General features: G+C 68.5%; 15 protein-coding genes and 1 tRNA gene. 7 read left to right on the top strand and 9 right to left on the bottom strand.

Annotated features, from left to right (window positions below; translation table 11 throughout):
* The 5 genes from AC1DQP_RS06820 to AC1DQP_RS06800 form a co-directional block, all read right to left on the bottom strand.
* Positions 1-895 (bottom strand): ribose-phosphate diphosphokinase (locus tag AC1DQP_RS06820; protein ID WP_478051307.1); only part of this gene is annotated, 895 nt, incomplete at its 3' end.
* 133 nt (positions 896-1,028) lie between these two features.
* Positions 1,029-1,105, bottom strand: a tRNA-Gln gene (locus tag AC1DQP_RS06815).
* A 9-nt stretch (positions 1,106-1,114) separates the two neighbouring features.
* Positions 1,115-1,984, bottom strand: a complete 870-nt coding sequence (gene ispE / locus AC1DQP_RS06810) for a 4-(cytidine 5'-diphospho)-2-C-methyl-D-erythritol kinase (protein ID WP_478051306.1) — start codon at positions 1,982-1,984, stop codon at positions 1,115-1,117.
* A complete protein-coding gene (lolB, locus tag AC1DQP_RS06805; protein ID WP_457318522.1) occupies positions 1,981-2,643 on the bottom strand; it encodes a lipoprotein insertase outer membrane protein LolB in 663 nt (220 codons plus the stop codon). The genes ispE and lolB overlap by 4 nt, the downstream gene beginning before the upstream one ends.
* The gene (locus AC1DQP_RS06800; RefSeq protein ID WP_478051305.1) at positions 2,640-4,337 is read right to left on the bottom strand and encodes a tetratricopeptide repeat protein; all 1,698 of its coding nucleotides are present in this window, start codon (positions 4,335-4,337) and stop codon (positions 2,640-2,642) included. Before AC1DQP_RS06800 ends, lolB begins: the two co-directional genes overlap by 4 nt.
* A gap of 64 nt (positions 4,338-4,401) precedes the next feature.
* Here AC1DQP_RS06800 and hemA point away from each other — a divergent pair, with 64 nt between their 5' ends.
* Genes hemA through ppk2 form a run of 4 tightly spaced genes read left to right on the top strand, consistent with a single transcriptional unit; the run spans position 4,402 to position 9,288 of the window.
* Positions 4,402-5,685: a glutamyl-tRNA reductase gene (gene hemA, locus AC1DQP_RS06795; protein WP_457318520.1), complete on the top strand. Its 1,284-nt coding sequence runs from the start codon at positions 4,402-4,404 to the stop codon at positions 5,683-5,685.
* The gene (gene prfA, locus AC1DQP_RS06790) at positions 5,663-6,748 is read left to right on the top strand and encodes a peptide chain release factor 1 (RefSeq protein WP_457318519.1); all 1,086 of its coding nucleotides are present in this window, start codon (positions 5,663-5,665) and stop codon (positions 6,746-6,748) included. The genes hemA and prfA overlap by 23 nt, the downstream gene beginning before the upstream one ends.
* 2 nt (positions 6,749-6,750) lie before the next feature.
* Positions 6,751-8,454 carry an O-linked N-acetylglucosamine transferase, SPINDLY family protein gene (locus AC1DQP_RS06785; RefSeq protein WP_457318518.1) on the top strand — a complete coding sequence of 568 codons (1,704 nt, stop codon included), beginning with the start codon at positions 6,751-6,753 and terminating at the stop codon, positions 8,452-8,454.
* 51 nt (positions 8,455-8,505) lie between these two features.
* Positions 8,506-9,288 (top strand): polyphosphate kinase 2, encoded by a 783-nt coding sequence (ppk2, locus tag AC1DQP_RS06780; protein WP_478051304.1) that lies wholly within the window; start codon positions 8,506-8,508, stop codon positions 9,286-9,288.
* A 14-nt stretch (positions 9,289-9,302) separates the two neighbouring features.
* Here the strand turns inward: ppk2 and AC1DQP_RS06775 are convergent, their stop codons facing one another.
* Together AC1DQP_RS06775 and AC1DQP_RS06770 are read right to left on the bottom strand one after the other, a co-directional pair.
* Entirely contained in the window at positions 9,303-9,878 is a 576-nt protein-coding gene (locus tag AC1DQP_RS06775) for a TlpA family protein disulfide reductase (protein ID WP_256774995.1), read from the bottom strand.
* Positions 9,875-11,152, bottom strand: a complete 1,278-nt coding sequence (locus AC1DQP_RS06770; protein WP_256774994.1) for a YihY family inner membrane protein — start codon at positions 11,150-11,152, stop codon at positions 9,875-9,877. Before AC1DQP_RS06770 ends, AC1DQP_RS06775 begins: the two co-directional genes overlap by 4 nt.
* Before the next feature lie 82 nt (positions 11,153-11,234).
* Here AC1DQP_RS06770 and wrbA point away from each other — a divergent pair, with 82 nt between their 5' ends.
* The 3 genes from wrbA to AC1DQP_RS06755 all read left to right on the top strand — a co-directional run bounded on the left by wrbA (position 11,235) and on the right by AC1DQP_RS06755 (position 12,746).
* Entirely contained in the window at positions 11,235-11,825 is a 591-nt protein-coding gene (wrbA, locus tag AC1DQP_RS06765; RefSeq protein WP_256774993.1) for an NAD(P)H:quinone oxidoreductase, read from the top strand.
* The gene (locus AC1DQP_RS06760) at positions 11,822-12,157 is read left to right on the top strand and encodes a DUF2069 domain-containing protein (protein WP_457318516.1); all 336 of its coding nucleotides are present in this window, start codon (positions 11,822-11,824) and stop codon (positions 12,155-12,157) included. The genes wrbA and AC1DQP_RS06760 overlap by 4 nt, the downstream gene beginning before the upstream one ends.
* Positions 12,158-12,260: 103 nt before the next feature.
* Positions 12,261-12,746, top strand: coding sequence for an asparaginase domain-containing protein (locus tag AC1DQP_RS06755; RefSeq protein WP_256774991.1), 486 nt, complete (start codon positions 12,261-12,263; stop codon positions 12,744-12,746).
* 496 nt (positions 12,747-13,242) lie between these two features.
* On the opposite strand, the gene AC1DQP_RS06750 is transcribed toward AC1DQP_RS06755, so the two are convergent.
* Together AC1DQP_RS06750 and AC1DQP_RS06745 are read right to left on the bottom strand one after the other, a co-directional pair.
* Complete coding sequence (locus tag AC1DQP_RS06750; protein WP_478051303.1) at positions 13,243-14,988, bottom strand: S8 family peptidase; 1,746 nt, start codon at positions 14,986-14,988, stop codon at positions 13,243-13,245.
* A 602-nt stretch (positions 14,989-15,590) separates the two neighbouring features.
* A partial coding sequence (locus tag AC1DQP_RS06745) for a branched-chain amino acid aminotransferase (protein WP_478051302.1) occupies positions 15,591-16,383 on the bottom strand: 793 nt, incomplete at its 5' end.

Genomic DNA, 16,383 nt, shown 5'->3' with positions numbered 1-16,383 from the left:
TTTCCGCCACGCTGAGCTGGCGGATCTTGCTGCACACCCGCGCCTCTTCGCGCAGCGGGATGGTGTCGGTCACCACCAGCTCATCGAGCTGGGAGTTGTTGATGTTGTCCACCGCCGGGCCCGAGAGCACGGCGTGGGTGCAATACGCGGCCACCTTCAGGGCGCCACGCGCCTTCAGCGCTGCGGCAGCCGCACACAGGGTGCCGGCGGTATCGACGATGTCATCGACCATCACGCAGGTCTTGCCTTCGACGTCACCGATGATGTTCATCACGGTGGAGACGTTGGCGCGCGGCCGGCGCTTGTCGATGATCGCCAGGTCGGCATCGTCCAGGCGCTTGGCGACGGCACGTGCACGCACCACGCCACCCACGTCCGGGGACACCACGATCAGGTTTTCGGTGCCGTAGGCGCGCCAGATATCGGCGAGCAGCAGCGGCGAGGCATACACGTTGTCCACCGGCATGTCGAAGAAGCCCTGGATCTGGTCGGCATGCAGATCCACCGTCAGTACCCGGTCGGCGCCGACGGCGCTGAACATCTTGGCGGCGACCTTGGCGGTGATCGGCACGCGCGAGGAACGCATGCGGCGATCCTGGCGCGAGTAGCCGAAGTACGGCACCACGGCGGTGACGCTGTTGACCGAGGCGCGCTTGAGTGCATCGATCAGCACCAGCAGCTCCATCAGGTTTTCCGCGCTGGGCGCGCAGGTCGGCTGGATCACGAACACGTCCTGCTTGCGGACGTTTTCTTCGATCYCGACCTGCACTTCACCATCGGAGAAGCGCGACACCAATGCCTTGCCCGGCCGCACCCCCAGTTCCTTGCAGATGCTCTGCGCAAGGCGCTTGTTGGCGTTGCCGGAAAATACCAGCAGGTTGGGGTGATCTTGCATCATGACGGTCTCGGGCGGGAGCGATTGGAGAACTCGGCCGCCGGCACCCTGGAGTGTCTGCGGTGACAACACCGCGAGACATCGGCCGTGCCCGCGCAGGCGTGCGCATGGGAACGCGGCTGATATCCGCAAGTGGCAGGGGCGGGAGGATTCGAACCTCCGAATGCCAGGATCAAAACCTGGTGCCTTGGGCCTCTTGGCGACGCCCCTGCATCAAAATCAATAACGCTCGAGTACATCAAGCAACGGCGAACGCTCCACGCCCGCCACTACCCATGCCCGCAGTTCCTTCGGCAACCGCGCCAGGCCCTGCTCTGCAGCAGCGCGCGTGGCGAACTCGACGAAACAACCGCTTCCCGACCCGGTGAGTCGTGCCCGGCCGATCCTGCTCAACGTCGCAAGCACTGCCTCTACGGCGGGCTCGCGGCGGCGCAATACCGGCTCGAACGCATTCCCGAGCAAAGACCCGGAAGCGAAGTCCGCTATTTTCGCCACTGGGGCGTCTCGCGTCAAATCCGGATCCGCGAAAAGTCGCGGCGTGGGCACGTGCACCCCCGGATCGGCCAGTACAAACCAGGCCGGGGGCAGCGCGATCGCGGTGAGCTGCTCGCCCACGCCTTCGGCCCAGGCGTTGTGCCCGCGCACGAAGACCGGTACGTCCGCGCCCAGCTCCAGGCCCAGCGCGGCCAGGGCATCGACGTCCATGCCGGCGTTCCACAGCCGGTTCAGTGCGACCAGCACGGTGGCCGCATCGGACGATCCCCCGCCAAAACCGCCACCGGCCGGAATGTGTTTTTCGACACCAATATCGGCACCTTGGCCGACATTGGCGGCATTCTTGAGAAGATGCGCTGCACGGATGGCCAGGTCGTCGGCTTCTGCCACCCCTGCCACCGACGCGCCGTCACGCTGGATCCGCCCGTCCTCACGCACCCGCAGCCGGATCCGGTCGCCCCAGTCGAGCAGCCGGAACACCGTCTGCAGCTGGTGGTAGCCATCGGCGCGGCGGCCGGTGATGTGCAGAAACAGGTTGAGCTTGGCCGGGGCCGGCCACTGCGACCAGCCCGCATTCAGGTCCAGGCCGCTCATGGGCTGCCCAGCACCCAGCTGTCGACTACCAGGCGCACTTTGGCATCGCCGTTGACTGCTTCGATCCGGCGCGGCAGCACCGGGCGATCGCCTTCGGCCGGGTACCAGTCCAGGTACTGGATCTGCCAGCCCATCTGCACGACCCGGCGCGGACGGCCATCACCATCGCGCTCGACCTGCTCGGCCGGGGCGGTGTCATCGGCCACCAGGCCACGCACCCAGTCCGGCAGTTGATTGACCGGGATGTCCCAGCCGGTCGCATCCAACAGCACCTGTTGGGCGTCCTCGCCTTCCCGCGGACCGCCGTCCAGACCTTCCAGGCGACCCCCTTCGTGGTGGCTGTCTCCGGTCAGCTTCCAGCTCTGGCGGGTCACCGGCGCACTCAGCTCGACCACGTACTGGCGCTCCCGCTGCTGCCAGTCGATGCGGCCATTGCCGCCATTGCGCCCCTTGTTGATCGCCACGCGGCCCTGGAACGACCACTGCGGCTGCGTGCGCAGCGCTGCCACGCGGGCGGCTTCGGCCTGCTGTGCCTGCGCCGACACGGTCGTCACCACGGCCGGGGCGGACGGGGCCTTGCGCTCGTCCAGCGACACACAGGCCGACAACGTCAGCCCCATCGCCAGCGCGGCGCCGGCCTTGAGCAGCTGCAGGTTCATACGCCGTATTTCTCGATCACGCGCTGCAGGGCGCGGTTGTCAGGGTCCAGCTTGCGTGCCTCGTCGAAGAAACGCCGCGCCTCTTCCTTGCGGCCCAGCACCCACAGCACCTCGCCCACATGCGCGGCGATCTCCGGGTCCTTGGCCAGGGTCCAGGCGCGGCGCAGCTGCACCAACGCCTCTTCGTTGCGGCCCAGGCGATACAGCACCCAGCCGTAGCTGTCGACGATGGCCGCATTGTCCGGCTCGGCGACGCGGGCGCGGTCGATCAGCTCCAGCGCCTCCTGATAGCGCTGAGTACGGTCGGCCAGGGTGTAGCCCAGCGCATTGAGCGCGGCCACGTTTTCCGGATCGGTCACCAGCACCTTGCGCAGGTCGGCTTCGGCGCGTGGCACATCGTCGCGGCGTTCCCAGGYCAGGGCGCGYGCGTACAGCAGTGCGCCCTCGTCGGGATACGCGGCCAGGCCACGGGCCAGGGCGTCCAGTTCGCCGGGCAGGTCCTCGCCGCGCTGGCGCAGCTCGGCCTCCAGCAGGTAGGCATCGCGGCGGGCGTCGTCATCGACGCTGGCATCGGACTGGATCGTGTGGACTTCGGCAAATGCCTTGTCCGTGCGCCCGGCCTCGTACTGCGCATTGGCCGCGCGCAGGCGCGCCTCGTCCAGTTCATCGCCGCCGGGCACGCTGTGGTACCAGTCCACCGCCTCGGCCGGGCGCTTCAGATACTCGGCGATCTTGCCCAGCAGCAGGCGCTGCGCCGGATCCGGCTTGGCCGCCTGCCTGGACAGATCCGTATACAGGGCCAGCAGCGCGGCATCGTCCTTCTGCTTGGCCAGCAGCGAGGCACGCATGCCCCAGGTCTGCACATCCTGCGGGCCCACCGCCAGCACGCGCGCGGCCGAACGGGCATCGCCCATGCTGTCGTAGGCGATGGCCAGCGCGTTGCGCAGCTCCGGATCCTGGCGGCTCCGGGGTTCCACCCCGTGCAGCAGCGCCAGCGCTTCGTCCTGCTTGCCGGCCTGGGCCAGCTGGCTGGCATTCAACAGCGCCACCCGGGGTTCATTGGGGAAGCGCTTGACCACTTCATCGACCATGCGCTTGGCCAGGTCCGGCCGTTCCATGCGCATCGCCAGCCGCCCCAGTTCCTGCCAGACCTCGAGCTGGTCGGGGATCGCGTTGTCATCGACCAGGCCGCCCAGCACCTGCGCCGGCACGGCCGGATCACGGCCACCGCCGATCAGCGCGGCGATGGCGAACTTCCAGCCACGCGGGTCCGGGTCCTTGAGCAGCGCACCGAGTTCGGTGCGGGCGGCCTTCACATCGTTCTGGCGCATGTCCAGCGCGGCGGCGGCGCTGCGCATGGCCAGCGAACGCGGCGCACGGGCTTCCCACAACGCCAGTGCGCGGGCGGCGCGCTTGTCATCGTCGGCGAGCATGGCGATGCGGGTGGCCCGCTCGGCCAGCCCGGCATCGTCGCTGCCGGCCTCGGCCGCCTCCAGATACCAGCGCGCGGCGTCGGCGAGCTTGCCGGCCTGCAGCGCGAACTCGCCCGCCATCACCGGGGTGAGCGGCGCGGTTTCGGCCACCTTGGCCTTGGCGGACGGGGGTGTGGCGGGAACCGTGGCCGGGGCCGCCAGGGCACTGGCGGCGGACAAGGACAGCAGCAGAACGCTGGAGATGCGAATCAATGCGGGCATCGGGGGCTTCTGGCCTTAAAATGACGACTTGAATGGCCAGCAGCTTATCGCAAGCAACTGAACAATGACCCTGTGGGTGCTCGGACTGAATCACCAGACCGCGCCAGTGGAACTGCGCGAACGCGCGTCCTTTGGCGGCGACGCCCTGCCCCTGGCATTGGCGTCGCTGCGCGATACGCCACAGGTGGCCGAGGCCGTGCTGCTGTCCACCTGCAACCGCACCGAGCTGTACGCGGTGGCCGAATCGGGCGAGGCACTGGCGCACTGGCTGGAATCCCACGCCGGCGCGCTGCACGGGTACCTCTACCAGCATGCCGATGCCGACGCGGTGCGCCACCTGTTCCGGGTCGCCACCGGGCTGGACTCGATGGTGCTGGGCGAGCCCCAGATCCTGGGCCAGGTCAAGGACGCGTGGGCGACCGCGCGCGACCACGGCCTGCTCGGCCAGCGCCTGGACCGGCTGTTCCAGCAGACCTTCTCGGTGGCCAAGCGCGCCCGCACCGATACGCGGGTGGGTGCCAACCCGGTCTCGGTAGCCTCCACCGCCGTGCGCCTGGCGCAGAACTCGTTTGCGCGGCTGGAAGACTCCACCGTGCTGCTGGTCGGCGCGGGGGAAACCATCGAGCTGGCCGCGCGCCACCTCAGCGAAGGCAAGGTGCGGCGCCTGCTCGTGGCCAACCGCACGCTGGCCCATGCGCAGGACCTGGCCAGCCGGCATGGCGGCGTGGCGCTGCCGCTGAGCGAACTGGAGCGTCACCTGGGTGAGGCCGACGTGGTGTTCTCGGCCACCGCCGCGCGCCAGCCGGTGATCGCCCGCGCGCACGTCGCCGCTGCGCTCAAGACCCGCAAGCACAAACCGATGCTGCTGTTCGACCTGGCCGTGCCGCGTGACATCGAGGCCGGCGTGGGCGACCTGCAGGATGCGTTCCTGTACACCGTCGATGACCTGGAGCGCGCGGTCGAAGACAACCGCCGCAGCCGCCGCGAAGCCGCCGCCGAAGCCGAGGCGATCATCGAACTGCAGGTCGCCCGCTTCGTGGAGACGCTGCAGGCCAGCGCCCACCAGGCGCCGCTGCTGCAACTGCGCGCCTATGGCGAGGCGACCCGCGTGGAGATGCTGGACAAGGCGCGCCAGCAACTGGCCCACGGCAAATCGCCGGAGGACGTGCTGGAACTGCTGGCCCACGGCCTGACCAACCGCCTGCTGCACCCGCCCACCGCGGCGCTGCGCGCGGCCGCGCTGACCGGCGATACTGAGCTGACCCGCGCCGCCGAGCGCCTGTTCCCGGCCAAGCCGGGCTATCAACACCCTCCTGTGAAGACCGATGACGCCGACCCTGCGCCGTAAGTTGGAAGCGCTGGCCGAACGCCGCGAAGAACTCGAACGCCTGCTTGCCGACCCCTCGGTGGTCAGCGACAACGACCGCTTCCGCGCGTTCTCGCGCGAATTCGCACAGCTGCAGCCGATCGCCACCGCGCTGGCCGACGAGGCCCGTGCCCTGTCCGACCTGGCCGCCGCCGAAGCGATGCGCAACGACCCGGACCTGCGCGAGCTGGCCGAAGAAGAAATCACCGCCGCCCAGCAACGGCTGGAAGAGCTGGACCGGGACCTGGCGCTGCTGCTGGTGCCGCGCGATCCGCGCGACGACGGCAACCTGTTCCTGGAAGTGCGCGCCGGGACCGGGGGCGACGAAGCGGCGATCTTCGCCGGCGATTTGTTCCGCATGTATGCCCGCTATGCCGAGCGCCAGGGCTGGAAGGTCGAGATCGAATCGGACAGCCCCGGCGAACATGGCGGCTACAAGGAAGTGGTGGCGCGCGTGGTCGGGCGTGGCGCGTATTCCAAGCTGAAGTTCGAGTCGGGCACGCACCGCGTGCAGCGGGTACCGGCCACCGAATCGCAGGGCCGCATCCATACCTCGGCCGCCACCGTGGCGATCATCCCCGAGGCCGACGAGGTCGACGAGATCGTGATCAACCCGGCCGACCTGAGGGTGGATACCTTCCGCTCGTCCGGCGCCGGCGGCCAGCACGTCAACAAGACCGAATCGGCGATCCGCATCACCCACGTGCCGTCCGGCGTGGTGGTGGAATGCCAGACCGAGCGCAGCCAGCACGCCAACCGCGACAAGGCGATGAAGCGCCTCAAGGCGCAGCTGCTGGATGCCGAGCGCAGCAAGCAGGCCGCCGCCACCGCCGCGAGCCGTCGCCTGCAGGTGGGCAGCGGTGACCGCAGCCAGCGCATCCGCACCTACAGCTTCCCGCAGGGCCGGATCACCGACCACCGCGTGGAAGGCCTGACCCTGTACGACCTGCCCAACATCATTGCCGGTGAAATGGACACACTGGTCGAGCGCCTGATCCACGAACACCAGGCCGACGAACTGGCGCAGCTGGCGGCGGGTACCTGAGGATGGAGGCGGACCGGCAGCAGCTGCGCCTGGCGGTGCAACACCAGCCGACCGACTTCATCGCCTGGGTGATGCTGGCCGACGCCGAGTTGGAAGCGGGCGACATCGCCGCCGGCGAACACGCCGCCACGCGTGCACTGCAATTGCGCGGCGACCATCCCGAAGCCCTGGCCCGGCTGGGCCGCGCGCGCTGGATGCAGGGCCGCCACGACGAGGCCGCCGCGCTGCTGCGCCAGGCCTCGAACCTGGCCCCGCAGCACCCGGGCATCGCCTTGTGGCTGGGCCATGCACTGGAAGACGCCGGCCAGCCCGAAGCGGCCGCCGATGCGTATCGCCATGCGCACATGCTGCTGCCCGGCGAACCCTACATCAGCGCACACCTGCTCAACTGGCAGCGCCGTCTCTGCGACTGGCGCGATATCGACCGCCTGTCGGCCCAGGTCCGCCAGGCGGTCGCGCAGGGCCAGGCGGCGGTGGAGCCGTTCGCCTTCCTCAGCGAAGAGAGCAGCGCGGCCGAACAACTGGCGTGCGCGCGCCAACGCGCGGCGGCCATTGCCGCCGACGTGCGTCCGCTGCCCGCCGCCACGGTGCGCGCGCACGGCCGCCTGCGCGTGGGCTTCCTGTCCAACGGTTTCGGCGCGCATCCGACCGGGCTGCTGACCGTGGCCCTGTTCGAGCAGCTGCGCGCGCTGGGCACACTGGAGCTGCACCTGTTCGCGCTCAATGGCGACGACGGCAGCCGCATCCGCGCGCGCCTGCACGCCGCGGCCACCCAGCTGCACGAGATCGGCGCACTGCCGCACCAGCGCATCGCCGAGCGCATCCGCGCGGCCGGCATCGATGTGCTGTTCGACCTGCGCGGCTGGGGCGGCGGCGGCACCCCGCAGGTGCTGGCGATGCGTCCGGCACCGGTGCAGGTGAACTGGCTGGCCTACCCCGGGACCGCCGGCGCGTCGTGGATCGACCACCTGCTCGCCGATGCCTTCGTGCTGCCGCCCGCGCTGGACGCCGGCTTCAGCGAAGACGTGCGACGCCTGCCGCGCGCGTTCCAGCCCTCGGACAACACCCGAATGCTGCAGCCGCCGCCGTCGCGCGAGGCCTGCGGGCTGCCGGCCCACGGCGTGGTGCTGTGCTGCTTCAACAACAGCTACAAACTCAATCCGCGCAGCGTGCAGCGTTTGTTCGCGGTGCTGCAGGGCGTACCCGGCAGCGTGCTGTGGCTGCTGTCCGGTCCCGGCAATGCCGATGCGCGCCTGCGCAGCGCCGCACGCCAGGCGCAGCTGGACCCGGCGCGGTTGGTGTTCATGCCCAAGCTGCCGCATCCGGAGTACCTGGCCCGCTATGCGCTGGCCGACCTGTTCCTGGACACCCACCCCTACAACGCCCACACCACCGCCTCGGACGCGCTGTGGGCCGGCTGCCCGGTGCTGACCTGCCCGGGTGCGACCTTCGCCGCGCGCGTGGCCGGCAGCCTCAACCATCACCTGGGGCTGGCGCGCATGAACGTCGCCGACGACCGCGCCTTCGTCGCCACCGCCATCGCACTCGGCAACGATCCGGCGGCCTTGCAGGCACTTCGCGCGGAGCTGGCGCAGCGCCGCGTCGACAGCGGGCTGTTCGACATGGCCGGCTTCGCCGGTGACTTCAGCGCCGCGGTCGAGACGATGGCGCGCGAACGCGGTTGGCAGGGCGAACACACGCCCTGACCCACCGCTGCGCTAGGCTCGGGCTTTCCTGTGAACGACCGAGGCACGCCGATGGGCAAGCTCAAACGCAAGGACTACCAGGCCCTGCTGGAACCGATGCAGCTGGAACTCATCGCCATGGCACGCTGGGTGCAGCACACCGGCCAACGCGWGCTGGTGCTGTTCGAAGGCCGCGACACCGCCGGCAAGGGCGGCGCCATCCAGGCCATCGCCGACCATCTCAACCCCCGCCAGTGCAGAGTGGTGGCGTTGCCCAAACCCACCGACCGCGAGAGCACGCAGTGGTACTTCCAGCGCTATGTGTCGCACCTGCCGGCCGGCGGTGAGATCGTGCTGATGGACCGCAGCTGGTACAACCGCGCCGGCGTCGAGCACGTGATGGGCTACTGCAGCGAGCCCGAGTACCACGCCTTCCTGGCGCAGACGCCGGTGTTCGAGAAACTGCTGATCGACGACGGCATCCTGCTGTTCAAGTACTGGCTCAGCGTGGACCAGGCGCAGCAGGAAAAGCGCTTCGCCGAGCGCCATGTCGACCCGCTCAAGGGCTGGAAGCTGTCACCGGTGGACCTGAAATCGCGCAGCAAGTACAGCGCGTACACCGAAGCGCGCGAGGCCATGCTGCGCGCCACCCATCGCGAGGAAGCGCCGTGGACACTGGTGGACTTCAATGACCAGAAGCGCGGCAGGCTGGGACTGATCCGCAACCTGCTCGACCGCCTGCCCGACACCCGCGTGGACGAGCCGGAGCTCGCCCTGCCGCCGTTGAAGGGCAAGCTGCACAAGGAGCACTTCGACGTGTTGAAGCCGATCGAGGCGTATCCGCTGCCCGACTGACGCCGGGGGCGGCGTCAGCCGCCCTGCGCGATCCGGGTTTCGATGTCGTGCGCGGTGACCGGGCCGAGGAATTCCTTGGCGACCTTGCCGTCCGGTGCGATCAGGTAGGTCAGCGGCAACCCGCGCGGAATGGCGAAGTCTTCCGGCGGGTTGTACGTATCGACGATCACGATGGGATAGGTCACCGGACGCTTGTCCAGGAACGCCTTCATTTCCGCCGGCTCGATGTCCTCGAAGGCCAGGCCCACCACCTCGATCTCGCTGCGCATGGCATGCAGTGCCGACAACTCCGGCATCTCCTTGCGGCACGGCGCGCACCATGTCGCCCAGAAGTTCACCACCACCCACTTGCCGCGGTGCGCGGCCAGGTCGTAGGTGCTGCCATCCAGCGCCGGCAGTGTCAGGGTCGGACGCTCGACGGTCTTGCGGTCGGTCGGTGCGGTTTCGGCCGTCGCGGGCGCCACCGGTTCGGTGACGGGCGCGGGCGGCGTTGCGGGGGCTGGCGCGGCGGCATCGGGCTGCGCGGTGGGCTTGTTGCAGGCGGCCAGCGCCAGCAGGCTCATGGCCAGCAGCAGGGGCTTGACGGTCATGGGGGCGTGTCTCCGGGAATGGAATAGATGTCGCTGACGCGACGCTTGAGCAGTTCACGCAGCGGCAGCCGCAGGGTGTCCAGCGCCAGCACCGACGCCTGGCCCAGGCTGTCGTCGCGATACGGCAGGTAGGCCTCGCGGATCGGGATACGCATCTGGGTGGTTTCGTACAGATCGGCCAGGGTCAGCTTGTCCAGGTCGCGCGCCAGCAGCCACTCGCCGCGTTCGTCGCGGCGCACCACCCGGATTGCCTCCAGGTCGCAGAGCATGGTCTGCAGCAGCGAATCGGTCAGCATCGGCTCCAGCCGCAGGATCTCGTCATCGTCCAGGCTGCGGCCATCGCGGCGCGCCTGCTGGAAGCGCCCGATCAGGCGCAGCAGGCCGTAGATCTCATAGCCGGTGGGCAGGCGCAGGTCGGCCGGCTGGTAGCGGAAGGCGGCAATCGAGGAGGCCAGCGACGCCCCCAGCAGCACCGAGACCCAGCACAGGTAGATCCACAGCAGCAGGATCGGCACGAACGCAACCGTGCCATAGAGCTTCTGGTAAGACTGGAAGCTGCCCAGGTAGGCGCCCATGCCCCACTTCACCAGCTCGAGCATCACTGCGGCCAGGATCGCGCCGGGGATGGCATGGCGCCACTTCACCACGTGGTGCGGCACCACGCGGTAGACCAGCATGATGCACACGAACTCGATCAGGAACGGCGCCACGGTCAGCGAAAAATTGGCCAGCCAGCGGCCTTCGCTGGTGCCGAACAACGGCAGCGCGAACACCCGCGCCGATACCGCCAGCGAGGCGGCGGCGAGCATCGCGCCCAGGGTAAGTACGGTCCAGTAGACCAGGAAGCGGGTCAGCTTGGGACGCCCGGAATTGACCCGCCAGATCTGGTTGAAGGTCTGCTCGACGCTGTTGAGGGTAATCAACAGCGACACCACCAGTGCGATGAAGCCGGCCGCGGTGAGCTGCCCCGCGCTCGCCGAGAACTGACGCAGGTAGCCTTCGGCGGCGCGGGCGGCGTTGGGCACGAAGTTGGAGAACACATAGTCGCTGAGCTGGTCGCTCCAGCGGTCGAACACCGGGAAGGCCGAGAGCACCCCGAACACCACGATGGCCAGCGGCACCAGCGCGAACACCGTGGTGTAGGCCAGCGAGGCGGCCGCCTGGAACAGGCGGTCGTCCAGGAAGCGTCGCCACAGGAAGCGACCGAAGCTGGCGGCACGCGCGCGATCACGCAGGCGCTCCATCCAGAGATTGACGGTATCAAGGGGTTCCATCGGCGCAAGGGTACCCGAAGAGGGGTGTGCGGGACTGCATCGCATCGCCATACTGGCCGCTGGTCCCAATGAGTGAAGCGCGATGGCGGAAATCCTGGTGCTGTATTACAGCCGCGGCGGTTCGGTGGCCCGGCTGGCCCGCCAGATCGCGCGTGGCATCGGCGAGGTGCCCGGCATGAGCGCGCGGCTGCGCACGGTGCCGCAGGTGGCCGCGGTGACGCAGACCGCCCGCCCGCCGGTGCCCGAAGACGGCGCCCCGTACGTGGACATCAGCGATCTTGCCGAATGCGACGGCCTGATCCTGGGCAGCCCCACCCGCTTCGGCAACATGGCCGCGCCGGTCAAGCATTTCCTGGATGGTCTGGGCGCCGAATGGGTCAATGGCACCCTGGCCGGCAAGCCGGCGGCGGTATTCACCTCGACCGCTTCGCTGCACGGCGGCCAGGAATCGACCCTGCTGTCGATGCAGGTGCCGCTGCTGCACCACGGCTGCCTGATCGTGGGCATTCCGTTCACCGAGCCCGCGTTGAGCCACACCACTACCGGCGGCACGCCGTATGGCGCCAGCCATGTGGCCGGTGCCGATGACAATCCGGTGCCGAGCGAGGATGAGGCGATCCTGGCGCGGGCGCTGGGCCGACGGGTTGCCGACATCGCGCGGCGGCTGGCATGAAGGGCCGCGCGCAGGACGCGACGCTGGCGCTGCTGCTGGTCGCGCTGGCGGCGCTGTATGCGCTGTGGTTCGCCCACGACAAGCACTGGCTGGCCACGCTGCTGGTGTTCACCCTGCCGCCGCTGCTGCTGGCCCTCGGGGTATGGCTGCGGCGCGGCAAGGCCGCCTTCTGGGCGGGCGTGCTGGCGCTGTTCTGGTTCAGCCACGGGGTGATGAGCGCCTGGAGCCACCGGGAAACGGCCGGCTGGGCCTGGGCCGAGCTGCTGCTGGCGCTGGCAGTGATCGGCGTGGCGAGCACGCCCGGGCTGCGCCGGCGCTTCGGCAAGCGCTGAACGCGCCCGTCGCCACGGCTGCGAGGCGGCGCTGGCGGTCGTATCATCTGCATCCCGGCGCGGGTTGCCCGCGCGGTTCTGACCGCTATCCAGGATGCCCGCAATGGAAGAACTACTGATCATCACCACCGGTGGCACGATCGACAAGATCTACTTCGACGACAAGTCGGATTACCAGATCGGCGATCCGCAGATCGGGATGATCCTGCGCGAGCTGGGCGTGACCTTCCGCTTCAACGTGATTCCGATTCTGCGCAAGGATTCGCTGCACATCACCGATGACGACCGCGAGTTGATCCGCGCCACCATCGCCGCGCAGCCGACCCGTCACGTGCTGGTGACGCACGGGACCGATTCGATGGTGCAGACCGGCCAGGTGCTCAAGACCATCGCCGACAAGACCATCGTGATGACCGGTGCGTTGAGCCCGGCGCGCTTCCGTGGTTCAGACGCGGAATTCAACATCGGCTGCGCGATCGGCGCGGTACAGTCGCTGGCCAGCGGCGTCTACATCGCCATGAACGGGCGCATCTGGAATCCCGAACACGTGCGAAAGAACGTGGCCGCCAATCGGTTTGAGGAAGCCTGATCGGCTGGGACTTCTAGAAGCCGCACTCCTCGAGCGTACTGGGCTGGGCGGGGGTGTGTGAGATTGCGGGACACGCCGTAAATCCGTCCCTGGAGGCTCGCGTGCGCCATCCATGGCGCACGACGGTCCCGCAACCTCACCCCCCACCCTCGACAGTTGGCTGGTAGCCGTGGAAAAGCGCTGCGGGCAAAACAACGCCAGCGCCGCCGCTTCCGTCTTCCCGCTTCCGCTCTTTCATTGCGCACCAGCCCACTGTCAAAGGGTGGGTACGGGTGGCGTTGCAGGACCGTCATGCGCCATGGATGGCGCATGCGAGCCTACAGGGACGTACTTGCGGCGTGTCCCGCAACGCCACCCGTACCCGCCCAAGCCAGAGCAGGCACGAACTCGCGGCCGTTGTTCCTGCTTCGGCTTCTAGCTTTTGGCTTCTAAAAGAAAATCCAAAAAAGACGCCCCGGCCGAAACCGGGGCGTGCCCATTGGAGAGGGATCTGGGCTCAGTACTGCGCGGTCAGGGTGACCCCGGAGAAGGTCGAATAGCCCTTCACCCGCACGTGCCAGGTACCGGCCGCCGGTGAAGTGATCGTGCAGGTTTCGTTGTTGCCGCTCAGGTACGGGCGGCAGTTGTAGACCGTGTCGGTCGGAGCGCTGCCCGAACGCACGTACAGATCGGCGTCACCGCTACCGCCGGCGATGCTCACCTTCAGCTGCGAACTGCCCGACGGCACCGTCACCGTGTAGGCCAGCGATGCGCCGCTGGCGGCACCCAGGCCGCTGACCGGCACATTGTTCTGCAGCACCGTACCGGTGCCCGGGTTCGGGTTGGTCCCGCCCAGTGCCGCCGTGACCGCCGCGTCGGCGTCCACGATGCCCGCACCGCAACCGCCGCTGCATGCGCCCGGCAGGGCCCGTGCGGTGTTCTTCAGCAGCGTCTCGATCGCCGCCGGCGTGAGCGCGGTCGGGGCCACCGACTGCACCAGCGCGACCACGCCGGCCACGTGCGGCGCCGCCATCGACGTGCCGTTGTAGGACGCGTAGGACGCCGTGCCCGGCACCGTGGTGCCGCTGTTGAGGGTGGACAGGATCGCCTGGCCCGGGGCCGAGATATCGATGCCTGCGCCGTAGTTGGAGAAGCTGGCGCGGGCGCCGGCCGACGTCGTCGCGGCAACCGCGATCACGTTGGCGCAGTTGGCCGGCACCGAGGTGGACACGTTGGCGTTGCTGTTACCGGCGGCCACCACCACGGTCGTGCCGCGCGAGACCGCGCCGTTGATGGCGTTCTGGTAGGTGGTCGAGCAGGTACCGCTGCCGCCGAGGGACATGTTGATCACTTCGGCCGGGTTGGCATTGGCCGGCACGCCGCTGACGGTGCCGCCGGAAGCCCACACGATGGCATCGGCGATGTCGGAGGTGTAACCACCGCACTTGCCGAGCACGCGCACCGGCACGATCTTGGCATTGAACGCAGTACCGGCCACGCCGGTACTGTTGTTGGTCACCGCCGCGATGGTGCCGGCCACGTGGGTACCGTGCCAGCTCGAGTTGGAGGCCGGGATGCCCGAACCGCACTCGTTGGCGCCGTACCAGTCGCCTTCATCGTTGGGATTGTTGTCGCGGCCACCGCCATCGCGCGCCATCGCCGCGTCGCTGATGAAGTCGTAGCCGGGCAGGATATTGGCGTTGAGATCGGGGTGGTTGGTGATGCCGGTATCGATCACCGCCAGGACCACGCCGGTGCCGGTCGCCTTGTCCCACGCCGGGCGCACGTTGATCGAGGCGTTGCTGGTGCCAAAGCCCCACTGCTCGGACAGGCGGGTGTCGTTGGGTACCAGGGTGGCGTGCATCAACTGATCGACTTCGACATAGGCCACGTTCGGGTCGGCGGCGAGGCGGCGCATCAGCAGTTCGGCCTCGGCCGCATCCAGCGGACGGTCGGCCTTGACCACGGTCGGGCCGATGGCCAGCTGGCGCAGCGTCTGCACGCCCAGCGCGCGGCCCTGCGAGGCCGGGACAGCCAATGCGGCCGCTTTCAGCGAGCTGGCCAGTGCCGTCGGGGTGGCTGCCAACTGGCTGCCCGGTTTCCAGCCGACGATGAAGCGCTCCTGCTTCGTCTCAGGCGACAGGCCGCTCAGGTGCACGTCGCCGGCGAACGCCGGGGCGGCCAGCAGCAGGGTGGAGAGGACGGACGCGCCCAGTACAACCAATGCACGTTGACGCAAACGGGGTTGCGAATCATGAGACATCGGATTTCCCTTTCAGACAGTGGGTGCCGCGAACGCGGCTGAATGTCCAGTCCCGACCCGGGGGCTGCTGAAGTCGATGGCGCGGATCGGACCAGGTGTTGGATCGGTTCCCCTGAATCAAACCGCCCATCGCGACGCTAGTGGCTCGGTGCGCATTCAACAATGTTTCAGCCGCACTTCAGGAACATGAAATGTCGGATCTGAGACTTTTCGGGTCGAGGGTTTGTGAAAGTGAAGGAACTCTCCGCCTGACGAACGGTCAGGAAACGTCATCACATGTCCATTTCAGCTGTCTTGACCGTCAATTCGCGGACAAGCCTTGCGCGCCGGGGCCTGCACGTCGTTACCACCGCTGGACAACGTGCCGATCTGCCGATCTGGTGCCGGCCGTTGGCCGCTGCTCGCGCTGACCGTGGCTGACGGTGCCGGGGGCCATGAGGAGCCGGCCAACGGCCGGCGCTACTTGCGCGCAGGAACGGGTTGGTGCGGCCATGAAAAAGCCCGCCGGTGGCCAGCGGATGGCCGGATGATTGTTTGACCGCCCATGAAAAAACCCGCCTGTCGCCAGGCGGGTTTTCAGTACGGCAGCCGCGCGGCGGCGCTTACGCGTCCAGGCGCACCAGCCAGCCGTGACGGTCCGGCAGGCGACCGTACTGGATGTCGGTCAGTTCCTTGCGCAGCGACAGCGTCACTTCGCCGGCCGGGGCGGTGATGTCGCCCACCGAGAAGTCTTCGCCCTTGAGCTGGCCGATCGGGGTGACCACCGCAGCGGTGCCGCAGGCGAACGCTTCCACGATCTCGCCGGAGGTCACGCCGTCCTTCCACTCATCAAGGGTGACCTTGCGCTCTTCGACCTTCATGCCGCGGTCGCGCGCCAGCTGCAGGATGCTCTCGCGGGTGATGCCTTCCAGGATGCTGCCCGACAGCGACGGGGTCACCAGGGTGCCGTCCTTGTAGACCAGGAACACGTTCATGCCACCCAGTTCTTCCAGGTACTTGCCCTCCACCGGATCCAGGAACAGCACCTGCGAGCAGCCCTGCGCCTGCGCCTTCTGCTGCGGCAGCAGCGAGGCGGCGTAGTTGCCACCGCACTTGGCCGCGCCGGTACCGCCCTTGCCCGCGCGTGCATATTCGGTGGACAGCCAGATCGACACCGGGGCCACGCCCTTGGCGAAGTACGGGCCGGCCGGACTGGCGATCACGTAGTAGCCGGCCTTGTGCGCGCCGCGCACGCCGAGGAAGGCTTCATCGCCGATCATGAAGGGGCGGAAGTACAGGCTGGATTCGTCGGCCGACGGCACCCAGCTGGCGTCCACCGCAATCATCTGCTTGAGCGATTCGACGAAGATGTCGACCGGCAGTTCCGGCAGCGCCAGGCGCTGGGCCGAACGCTGC

The sequence above is a fragment of the Stenotrophomonas sp. P5_A8 genome, from assembly GCF_056400545.1.
Note: the sequence above shows the minus strand (reverse complement) of the source record. Positions and strands in the feature narration are given on the sequence as shown.